8 protein-coding genes are annotated in these 12,070 nt (G+C 37.3%); 2 read left to right on the top strand and 6 right to left on the bottom strand.

Annotated features, from left to right (window positions below; genetic code table 11):
* The first annotated feature begins 53 nt into the window (after window positions 1–53).
* Together CZ225_RS21555 and CZ225_RS21560 are read left to right on the top strand one after the other, a co-directional pair.
* Window positions 54–581 carry a hypothetical protein gene (locus CZ225_RS21555; RefSeq protein ID WP_083714688.1) on the top strand — a complete coding sequence of 176 codons (528 nt, stop codon included), beginning with the start codon at window positions 54–56 and terminating at the stop codon, window positions 579–581.
* Entirely contained in the window at window positions 565–1,140 is a 576-nt protein-coding gene (locus tag CZ225_RS21560; RefSeq protein WP_077155444.1) for a PepSY-associated TM helix domain-containing protein, read from the top strand. Before CZ225_RS21555 ends, CZ225_RS21560 begins: the two co-directional genes overlap by 17 nt.
* 90 nt (window positions 1,141–1,230) lie before the next feature.
* Here the strand turns inward: CZ225_RS21560 and CZ225_RS21565 are convergent, their stop codons facing one another.
* The 6 genes from CZ225_RS21565 to CZ225_RS21590 are packed head-to-tail and all read right to left on the bottom strand — an operon-like array spanning window position 1,231 to window position 11,850.
* Window positions 1,231–2,298 carry a BACON domain-containing protein gene (locus CZ225_RS21565; RefSeq protein WP_083714689.1) on the bottom strand — a complete coding sequence of 356 codons (1,068 nt, stop codon included), beginning with the start codon at window positions 2,296–2,298 and terminating at the stop codon, window positions 1,231–1,233.
* Between the two features lie 35 nt (window positions 2,299–2,333).
* A complete protein-coding gene (locus tag CZ225_RS21570; protein WP_077155446.1) occupies window positions 2,334–4,937 on the bottom strand; it encodes a zinc-dependent metalloprotease in 2,604 nt (867 codons plus the stop codon).
* Window positions 4,938–4,980: 43 nt separating this feature from the next.
* Window positions 4,981–6,522 carry a PKD-like family lipoprotein gene (locus tag CZ225_RS21575; protein ID WP_083714690.1) on the bottom strand — a complete coding sequence of 514 codons (1,542 nt, stop codon included), beginning with the start codon at window positions 6,520–6,522 and terminating at the stop codon, window positions 4,981–4,983.
* Between the two features lie 10 nt (window positions 6,523–6,532).
* Window positions 6,533–7,333, bottom strand: coding sequence for a DUF4843 domain-containing protein (locus CZ225_RS21580; RefSeq protein ID WP_077155448.1), 801 nt, complete (start codon window positions 7,331–7,333; stop codon window positions 6,533–6,535).
* A gap of 12 nt (window positions 7,334–7,345) precedes the next feature.
* Complete coding sequence (locus CZ225_RS21585; RefSeq protein WP_077155449.1) at window positions 7,346–8,794, bottom strand: RagB/SusD family nutrient uptake outer membrane protein; 1,449 nt, start codon at window positions 8,792–8,794, stop codon at window positions 7,346–7,348.
* Between the two features lie 14 nt (window positions 8,795–8,808).
* Window positions 8,809–11,850, bottom strand: a complete 3,042-nt coding sequence (locus CZ225_RS21590; protein WP_234983102.1) for a SusC/RagA family TonB-linked outer membrane protein — start codon at window positions 11,848–11,850, stop codon at window positions 8,809–8,811.
* Window positions 11,851–12,070: the final 220 nt, after the last annotated feature.

Below are 12,070 nucleotides of genomic sequence, written 5' to 3' on the forward strand. Positions count from 1 at the left end.
CTTGAAAGTCGGACTTTTTGCTCTTTTTATTTTCTAATACAAAAAACAGACTTATGAAAATCTTAAATGTCACTGTCTTGCTATTATGTTTGATCTCTATTATTGCCTGTAAACCTTCTTCTCCCAAGGAAGCCGCTCAAGAAATTTACTCTGTTGATAGCATATTAACCATACAAGACGCTCTTATCGGAGACACTTTTATGTTAGAGGGTTTTTGTGTAGATGTATGTGGACATGGAAGTAATCATATCACTTTGTTAGGTAGTGATACTACCCGGTTTGTAAATGTAGAAGCTAACACAGAACTGGTCTCATTCGACAAAGGGGTGCTAAACAATAATGTTTGTGTGAAAGCTACTATAGCGGAAGAACGTGTAGACGAGGCTTTCCTGTCGAATTGGGAGCAACGATTGGATGAAAGTCTAAAAGCTCCTGATGGAGGTAACCCGGAAGCAGTAGCTATGCTTAAGAAACAGATTGAACAAATCAGAGCTGAAATTGCAGAACGTACAAAGAAAGAAAATAAGAACTACTATAGCCAGTACCATATTATTGCTTCTGAGTATGAAATCGAAAAATAGCTTGCCTACAACAATACGTAAATGGTTCCGGATTATCCACCGGGACCTTTCGTTTTTATTTACTGGTGTAATCATTGTATATGCCGTATCGGGTATTGCGTTGAATCATAAGCGAACGTTCAATGCTGACTATAAAATTACTAAAACTGAGCTACAAATTCAGGGTAATTTCCCGCAAACAGAAAAGGTCAGTAAGGAACAGACACTTGGCTTCCTTAAAATGATCAACGAAGAAAATGCTTATATGAAACATTACTACTCTGGTGAACAACAATTAAAGGTTTTCTTAAAAGGTGGTTCTTCTTTAGTAGTAGATATGAATACTGGAAAAGCTATTTATGAATCAGTAAAAAAACGGCCGATACTTAGCTGGTTTAGCCGTCTACATTATAATCCGGCTCGTTGGTGGACTTGGTTCTCTGATATTTTTGCCGTATCACTACTTATCATTGCTCTCACCGGATTGTTTATGAACAAAGGTAAAAATGGCATTATTGGACGTGGGGGCATTGAGTTGATTATAGGAATATTGATACCTATGATTTTCTTGTTCATATAACTAGAAGCACGTCAAATTCATCTCTAAATAGAAAAACGGTTATCTTGATTCAAGATAACCGTTTTTCTATTTAAAAGCAATTTACAATGTTTATTTTGCTTTTTGGGTCACAGGAATACGGAATAGTTCTGCATCCCAATCTGAATCGAGAATCACTACATCCAATGTGCGTTCTGCACCTGTAGTATTATCCTCCTTCACATTAATAAGTAGATGGTCTAAGTCACCACCTGCACCTAACCATGAATCTTCATCCTCAACTTCATTATCGGTACCTGTTTCACATATAAGTGCAATATAGCCTCCATCCGTTTCTACATAAAGTGTTTTAATGCGTTCTTTTGATTCAGTAGCATAGGTAGCCTCTAAACTTAAAGCGGTTCCATTGGCAAATGCCTGGGTCTTCTTATCGTCCGTGAAAAGTTTATAAGAAGTTGCCGGAGCCATACCCATCTGATTAATATTGATAACAATTTCTTCCGCATCACCGGCAGAAATAGTAATTGTTCCGGATTGTACATCACCAGCTACATTAGGTGCTAAAGAGAATTCCATCGTTTCTCCGTTCTTACCACGTGGATTCTTGATCTGAATCCAATCTGAACCATCACCTTCTCCCATCATATCAGCAGTCACTGCTTTCCAACGGCTAGCGGTTGTATTTATCTTCAAAGAAATAGTTTTCCCGGAATTATCACCCATATACATATACATACCATATTGCTCATCAATATCACTCGATTCTATTGATAAGGTACATCCTGTAGAGTTCTTTCCTGCCTGAGTAACAGAGAATGTAACAGAAGATGCACCAGCTACTAACTTAAATTTAGCTTCACGGTCTGTTGTATTTGGATTAGCTCCTGCTTTCACAGTAATCTCGGTTGTGCTTTTCACGCTGGCAGTACACCATGACTGCTCATTTACCTTTTCCAAGCTCAAATCTTTCTGTGCAGCATTCGTCTGAATCTTGATTACCTGCTCAGACAAAGCCTCCGGATCAACATCCAACTTAGCATCAGCCTGATTAACAATCTTCAATTCATAAGTAACAGGGGCATTTTCTTCTTCATCGTCATCACTAGAACAACTACTAACTCCCATTGTTAATGTTACTGCCATTGCAGCAATCATCCAATAATTCATAATTTTTTTCATAACTCTACTTCTAATATTTAATTAAACTCAATCAATTATTTCTTATACAACATGTTTATAATTGTTACCTGATAATCATAAAATGCACGTGTACGTGCATCACCTGATCCAAGTCTTGACTTATACAAATTCTGGACCTTCTTCAGTGTATTAGTAATAACCGGACGTCCTACACCAGCTGACAACTTAGCAGGAGTCATATTATGACGCGCATACGAAGTTTCCGCATCCAAGTGTTCATGTTTACATGAAGTCACATTGCAAAACTGATTGGACTGCTCCGTTACTTTAGCTACCATATCTTTCCAAGCTGCTTCCGGATCAGCCAATCCACCCGGTGCTCCCCCACCTAATCCTTTATTCATAGAAGGATCTAAATTAGAATACTTCATCAAGGCAGCTACAGCCGCACTTTGCAAGTTCATATCTTCCTGGGTCAATGATTTCCCACTGATTGTATTAGCAAAGATCACCTGATAAACATCGTTGAAATAACTATCCAATGTATAGATATTCTCTTGTCCAGAGCGTTCACCTTCATAAATCATTCCCATAGTAGCCGGACTAAGAATCTTACCAACAATAGAATATTGGAAATTATCAAATGCACTAGACTCCATCCCGTTTATACGCATAATACTTTCCGGTAACAACCACTTACGACAATTTAATGCCTGATCCACCAACCAGACCATCGCTTTCTTCTGTTTATCTTTTGTAATATAACGGGTATCATATTTCTGGCTTCCGTCTTGCACCAAATCAGTAAATTCCACTCCACCAAGATATGGCATCACATGAGTCAAATAACGCATATACTGACTTACACATGCCATATACATTTCATGAATATCGTTATAAGTGGTATTCTCTTTCTTCAACCATTCTTCAATATTAGCAATAATATACTGCAAATTCTTAATGCCATAGTTACTAGCCTTAATATGATCATTACCTAAATCTTCAGTCTGATCTGTCGGATCTTCAGTTAAGAAAAGTTGTTGTGCACCAAATTGATACATTGGATCATCCTTCTTCTCCTCGATCATCGCATTCAGATATTTATATTCTGATTCCGGTGTCGGTGTATCCTTAAACACACGATATCCCCAATTAATAGCATATTTATCATATACGCCAATCAATGGCGGAACCATACGTACCCCTTTTTCAAGGTCACCCGGCTGTGCTACATAGTTATTACGTGCATAGTCCATGATACTAGGCGTAGTACCATATTTTTGTGTAAACGAAGGACTACGTAACGAATCTACAGGAAAAGCATAGCTAGCTCCCATATTATGCTCCAATCCTAAAGTATGCCCTATTTCATGAGAAGCCACATAACGCAAAGACTCACTCATCACATCATCATCAAACACCAATTTGCGAACACGCGGATCAACTGCACCAGTCTGTGCAAATCGCCAATTATGAACTAAAGAAATCACATTATGGTACCACATTACCTCTCCAACCAAAATTTCTCCGGAACGAGGATCAATATAACTCGGTCCTGCAGCATTGGCAACATTGTTCGTCATATAACGCACACAGTTGTAGCGAATATCATCCGGATCGAATGTCGGGTCATCGGTCGGATAATCCTTTGCTACAACTACATTTTTAAATCCGGCAGCCTCAAAAGCTTTATTCCAATCTTCAATACCATCTTTAACAGCTTTTCTCCATTTGGTAGGGAAAGCAGAATCAACATAAAATACAATCTGTTTCTTAGGTTCTACTAATTCTCCATTAAAATATTTCTCCAGATCTTCCTCTTTAGGTTCCACTCTCCATCTATGCACAAATTCTTTTGTTGGAATCTTATCTTTGTCAGAAGTATAGTAGTAATAGAACGTACTGAAAAATCCTACACGATTATCTTGTAAGCGCATTTTCATAGGCTCTTTCGGCAGCTCCACAATAGAACGCCGCATATTCACCGTATACGCTCCAGATTCTGAAGTGTAATTCAATCGGCTGGTAATCTCCACATTTTTCTCAAACCCTTTTACTCCCAGAAGCATAGAAGCCGAAGAGTCAAAAGAAGCGGGTTTTGTGGCACGCGTACGTACACTTTGTTGAAGAGGAGTAATACACTTCTCATTCGACACAAAGAAAGAGGTCATATCGATCAATAAAGTATCCTTACGTGAAGCTTTTATCTTGAACGTCTTCATGATAGGATCAGAGAAGTTTTTCTTAAAAGAAGATTCAATAGGATCCCCAGGTCTCACCCGTTCAAATGACTGTACTGTATGCATATACACATTAGCAGTATCAGCAGATAAACGGAACATAAATGGATCTCCGATCATCTCTCCGGCTGTAAAGTTTGAACTCTCACTAATAGAAGACACACGATTAGCAAGTAAGTAAAGCTTGTCTAGGTTATCCTTATGAATCTCAAATAGAAGTTCATTTTTAGGAGTTATCCATGTTTTAATTGTTCCTTCATACGGAGTAGCCTTATCAATAGCCTTATCAAATTTATCCTTCGGCTTTATTGAGTCGGTCTGTTCCGTTTTGTTTTTGTTTTTCTTCTTTCTCCACTTTTTAAAGATGTCACTCTCTGCGTGTACACCTGAACATAAGGTTGCTAATGCAACCCATAAAATCAGCGTTTTGTTCTTCATACTTTTTGTCCTATTTATTTTTAGTTAGTTAAATGTAAACTCTTTAAAATTGCTTGTAGCAGAGGCTGACTACACGCGGAAATCCTTTCCACACTAATTCTTCAGTAATATTAATTTGTTCAGGAGTATCCACAACCGAATATTTCCGTACAGAACCACCTCGTCCTTCTTCCGTTCCCTTTTTATATGTCGCAATATAGAAATTGTCTTCCATCTGCTGTTCGGAGATAATATCATTATTGATGGCCGTTATTTCTTCATCTGGAAAAGTGGCAAGTACTACCGGATGATTGTTTTTACGAAAATCATATCCGTAAAGTGTATTATCAACTGCATAAATTAAATATCCTTGGCGGGTAGTCATAGAAAATAGAGTCGACTCTCCAAATCCGGTTGCATCTGCGGGAATCTCATATCGTCCCCCTTTTGTCACAGCACCTCCCTGACGAGTAATCGCATAGGTGTAAATATAATATTTTCCATTACTTAAATTTCTAAGTATAGTGGCTGACTGCCCGCTACTAAACAACGAATTGATAGTTGTTACATATTCCAATCCGTTAGGAGCAAAATCTTTAGTTGTATCCCAACTATAAGGTTCCTCCGAATCCTTATCCAAAAGATCATACATATTTTTAGCCAATGGTCGTAAATAACAGAATTTTTTACCTGACGTATTATATAAAACATATTGATCAATGGCTGCTGCTGAAGTTATTTCGCCAGTACGATTGCAGGCAATCTTATCCCCTATTGAAAAATATTCATATCCCACATCTGTCAGATAATAATTATTAGGACTTCCAAATTCCCCTTCATTCAAAGTAGTATTTACATAGGCATATCCATCACACAGAAACATTGTACGTTTCTCCTTTACACGCTGAATATCAGATGTTACAATGTTATTTCTATATCCTTTGGAATCCGGATCAAAGATTTGCAATTCTTCCGCTGTGTCCAATCCTTCACGATCGTATCTATAGGTATGATGCTTTGTACATACATAAACATATTCATCATAAGAATCAGGACTATTGTCTACCCATACAAATGTTGGATCGAGATGAGTAATACCAGCTTTCAATATATCTTTTAGATGCAACGTATCTCTACTAATTGACATCATATCCAACACCAGTTTTCCCGCATCGTCATTTCCGACAATCATCCAACCTCTGGTATAAGAACCATTAACCGTTAGAGATACATCATTGCTAAACACAAGACCTGTATTCGTATCCGTAACCTTAAAGAATAAATCATATTCATCTGCCGGAAGTTTTACATCATAATTCAATATCCGGTCAGTACTTAGCGTATATCGTGTACTAGGGGATTTCAAAGTACTGACAGCCACCCATTCATATGTGTAATTTTCGTTGAGATTCGGATCTGTAGTACTGATAATTACAGGTTCAATATTCAGTTTATCTACATCCGTTCGAACAGTATAAGGTTCACTAAAACCTTCTTCTCCTATTTCGATATCATTAATAACCGAATAGCTATAGTTTCCTTTATCGTTGAAACAGGAAGAAAACATCAAGCATATCGATAGAGTCGTTATATATATCTTTTTCATAATTGTACTTTTAATAATCTATCCCTTTCCCGACAGTCATTTTCACAGGCTTACCTTCTCCATCCAGATAATCCTCATATACAGGATCGCCTTTAGCTTCTTGTTCTTTCAGATACTGATCCAACTTAACTGCCAATGTTCTGCATTTTACAATAGACATCGCTTTCTCAAAATCCTTCAGAGTCAGATTAAACAACTCGCACATCAACCGGTTTTTTTTCTCCGAATAAGTTCCGAAATAATACTCATTAAATCCCGGCAATTTAATCCACTTATCACTAATAGTAATTGTATGATGCAACACATCAATTCCTTTTTTATCAGAACTTCCCGGTCGTAACCATTCTGCCATTGGCGTATCAAAATCTTTATTTGGCAACAACTCTAGTTTCAGTATACGTTCCTTATCTTTTAAATCACTTTTCTTATAAAAGTGAATAGGGATATTGGCATATACCTCATTGGCTTTTACATAATAAGTATCAAGTAATGGTTCAAAATCACTCCCCTCTATAGCTTCAGTTTCCGAATCTTCCTGCGGTACGATTCTAATAGATACTGCACGATCGTGCCCAACTACTTCACCAATGATTTTGGCACGAACCAATAAGACGGTATCCTCACGCTCGTCTACAGCAAAAGGAATATCGGAAATGCTGGTATAATCTTCTTCACTATCGTTCCAACCTCCATATTTAGCAGACATAGCAAAGTAAATACCTGCAATACCTGAATACTCTTCAATATTCTCACGGCATCCTGTTTGCAAAATGCCTAACAGAACCAAACAAGTGATATATATAGTTTTCATAATTTACTATTTTTATTGCCGGCGTTTTTGTTCTTCATCCGGCAAATCAAACTGATAATTCGATATCTTAATTTCCATATCATCCAAACTAGGATTGTACAATCGGCGAAGTGTAGTAACTCCCTTACGTTTGTAATACCAGAACAACTGCCCTTCTCCTATAAACTCTCGTACATATTCATCTTCAATATAAGCATCCAATCCTGCTGTTGAATGCAACTGAGATATCTTTCTTGCAGCACGAAGTTCATCCAGACGATTTACCTTCCGGTCACACTCCGCTGCAATTAAATACATTTCTGAGATTCTCACTATCGGCATAAGATTGGCATATTCATAACCTAAATCCGTTACTTCACCGTATTTCACAAAAAAGCGACCGTCATTCGCTTCGATATCACGCATCGATTGCCACTGGCAAGTACGAAGGTCACCTTCTTCATCATATAATTGAGCAACTCCCGCATCAGTCATCTTCAAGACATTTTTCGGCTCTAGTTTGTTAGAGAATAACTTATCAAATGTGTCTGTCAGCCGCTTAGAATTATACAATCCAAATAAAATTTCGGGTGAAAATATACGGTTCTCAGAACTTTGGCTCACAGCTCCCGAAGCAGCTTGCCCATTTACTTGCTCACGGGTTGCAAAAGGAAAGAATTTTGCAGCCTCATCAATCACCTGATTCGCATATATACCTGCATTCTCGGTATCATCAATATAAAGATATACGCGCGCCATCAAAGCTTTCACTGCAAAGTAATTCAATCGCTGCCCTCTATAACGAAACCTATTATCTCCTTTATCATTAATCACATTGCCTTCTGTTATGACTGGATCAAATCCTGTCAACAAGTCTAATGCATCTTTCAGGTCATTCAAAATATAATCAGCAATCGTTGTAGCAGCAAGCAACGGTTTCACTTCTTTTTCCGTATCGTTACTATAAGGTATACACTCTTTACCCGGTTCATATTTATACACAGGTCCGAAAATACGGAGCACTTCAAAATGAAGCATTGCTCTCAATGCCAAAGCTTCTCCTTTTATTAAATGATAACCTTTTTCGGACAACACAACCCGGTTTGTTTCGCAATGTTCCAAGATTGTATTCAGATTTCCTATCATTGCATATGCCTGAGTCCAAATATCTTTCACTGCATCTTTCGTTGTCTGATAATCAAAATTTGTCAAATTGCGATAGACATGAGTATTCAGCGGTTTAGAGGTATCATAATATTGAGCCAGAATATCAAAAGTACTTGTTGTTAATTTCTGACCGTAAAGATTAGTATTCAATAATCCGATATATACACCATTCAGTGCTGTATTAAAACCTTCTTCATTACTAAACAAAGCATCTTCCATAATCCGGTCTTCCGAATCAGTCCTCAACCATTCTTTACAGGACGAAGTACCAAGTAAAAGAAGAAAAAGAGAAAATATAATTGCATATTGTTTCATAATCCTATTCTTTTTTAGAATCTAATATCTACTGACAATGACACACTTCTGGAAAAAGGATACTCAAGACCTCGCTCTTCCTTGAAAGAAGCAAGCCGGAATATATCGTTCATATACAATCGGATAGAAGCACCTGATGCTCTAATACTACGTAACCATTTCGCAGCAGTTTCGTATCCCAGACTAATTGATTCACCGCTAATCACATTATCATTCACTACAAAACGGGATGACATAGGTGTACTTTCAAAGTTGTCAATAGCTTTAAACCGAGCTACATCTCCTGGTTCTTTCCAGCGGTCATACAATGCACGCTTATCCAGATTATAATACATGCCGTCTTCCGTAATATTTTCTACCTTATTATATAAAGCAGAAGCAAATACCTTTCTTCCCAACACATAACGCAAATTGATACTGGCAGAAAATTGCTTATAATACATGGATACTCCGAATACTCCCTCCAACTTACTGGCGGTAGATCCTACAACTACTTCATCATTCGCGTCGTATTGGAAAGTATATGTACCATCTTTCTTTATAAATATCTCCCGTCCGGTGGCCGGGTCAATTCCTGCCGAACGGACTGCCCAAATATCATCAGGACTACCTCCATCATAATAACGACGATATGAATTACCACTACCCTTCTCATTCATAAAATCAAGTTTATCACCTATATTACGATATTCGGTTGTACCATGACGAAAGTTTAAATTCAAATTCAAACGCATATCACTACGTTTTATGGCATTGAACATTACACTTCCATTAAATCCTTTGGATACCTGACCGCCAAAATTGGTATAAATATTACTAAGACCTACAGAAGGAGGCATCGCAACAGAAACCAGCAACGGGTCTGTCACTTTATGATAATAATCTCCTGATAAACGTAAGCGGCTATCAAAGAATTCAAAGTCAAGACCAAAGTTCTTATCGATTGTTTTCTGCCAAGCTAAGTTCCTATTAGCAAACTTTTCAATAATAGCACTTGTTCCAAAATGGTTGGTATAATCCGAATTATAGATATAAGTACCCGAAGAAAGATAAGCATCAAAATTCTGATTACCCGGATTACCGATAGAAAAACGAAGTTTCAACAAATCAATCCATTCGGCACGAAACCAACGTTCGCTATTAATATTCCATCCCAAACCAATGGCCCATGTACCTGTAAACATTTTCTGTGCTCCAAATACTGAGGAACCATCCCAACGCAGATTGGCATCCAGCATATATCGGTTACGAAATGAATAATTACCATTCATATAAAAACTGGTCGAACGACTGACCGTATTACGATATGTTGGTTTATCTCCTTGATTAAAACCAGCCGAAAACTGTGGATTCTGGTGTAAATCACTAGTAAATCCTGATACCATAAAGCCATTTTCTTGTGTTTGTTTCTGACTGAAGGTCCAACCACCGACGAGGTTTACTAAATGTACATCCTTAAATACTTTACCATATGTCAATGTAAAATCACCGTTATAAGAGAAGTTATCATTATCCTCACGACTATAAGTTCCTTTACGAGTTTCACTCAAAAAATCAGGATGACTGGGTGACTTGAACATCTCATTTTTAGCAATACTTTTATTAACTCCTATCCTACTACGTAATTGAAAAGCATCCCAAAAACGCCATACAATACTGAAATTATTTCTCAACGTCATTTCACCAGTCTTGTTAGTATTAACAATATTATATAAGTAAAGGGGGTTATAAATGGTATTTTTAGCAACATCCATAGATTCCAATAACTCAGGAACTGTGCCGTCATCATTATATTTACGATAATAAGGATTCGCTTGTGCAAAATAGGAGAAATCTACAGGTTCACGATCCCAATTAGTCACATCAATATTAAAATCATTCGTGAAAATCAATGATTTAGCCCGGTAACTTAATTTGAGATTACCACTCATCGTTTCTCTATCCGAGCCTTTCATCACACCATCTTCATTACTATAAGAAACTCCCACACCATACACCATAGCCTCATCACCGCCATCAATGTATAAATTATGAGAATGATTCAAAACAGCCCGCAAAGGTTCAGATAACCAATAAGTATCCACCCCACGTCTAACCTCCTTCAAACGACTATAATATTGTGCATCCAACTCATCTTGGCTATCATAAATTGTCTTTGCTGTATAGCGTCCTGCCAACCGTTCGAATTCCAGCTTCTCGGAAGCATTCATAAGATTATAATCCGTCAAGTCAGGTGTTTGATAAGTAAAGTTCCCCGAATATGAGACACGCAGACGTCCCGGTTCAGGTCGTACGGTTTCTACAACGATAACTCCATTAGCGGATTTAGAACCATAAATAGCAGTAGAAGCAGCATCTTTCAACACTGTAACACTGGCAATACGGTCAATCGGAAGTTTCATTATGTCATCAATATCCACTTCTACTCCGTCCAAGATAAATAAAGGTTGATTGGCAGTATTATCATAGTCTGAAGACAATTCTCCCACAATACTGGTTTTTCCACGTATTTCCATGTCCGGCATACGGTTCGGGTCCGAGCCCCAACTAGTATTTTCAATAACATTTAAAGCCGGTTCAAGCGTTTTTAAACTCTGAATCAGATTCTTTGTTCCGATCTTCTTCAAATCATCTTTAGAATAAGTAGTAGCCGAACCGGTAAAACTATTCTTTTTACGTACGTATATTCCTGTCACAACTACATCTTGAACTTCTGTAACTTTCTCTTGGAGAATTACAAGTACAGATTTTTGTCCGGTATAAGTAATTTCCTTCCCTTCCATTCCAATACAAGAAATAAGAATAGTTTGTTTACCTGCAGGAATATTTTTCAGGACAAAATTACCATACAGATCGGTAGCAGCACCAATTTGCATAGCTCCTTTTACATAAACCGTCGCTCCCGGCAACGGTTCACCAGAGGCTTCTTTAACCACCCCCATTAATGTGCGCTCTTGTGCTTGTTTATCTTCTTTCTCTTTTGCACTATTGTCTTGGGCAAACATAGAAGCAGTCACAAACATAACCACACACAATAAATTTACAACTCTCAACATGTACAACTCTCTTCTAAATTAATGGACTTATTTTCATTCTATATTCTTTTTAATAGTAAACTCAACTCTTTAAGTTTATATTTCTTTTACACATAGAGCATTATTTAACGTTTTATTCAATAAAAAGCGCATAAAGATACTTATTCTGACATAAAAAGCAAAAAAAACAGCAAAAAAACCCAAAATAAGTATATAAAATACCTAGAAATAGTGATTTTAT

Source organism: Bacteroides bouchesdurhonensis (assembly GCF_900155865.1).
In the GTDB taxonomy this organism is placed as follows: Bacteria; Bacteroidota; Bacteroidia; order Bacteroidales; family Bacteroidaceae; genus Bacteroides; species Bacteroides bouchesdurhonensis.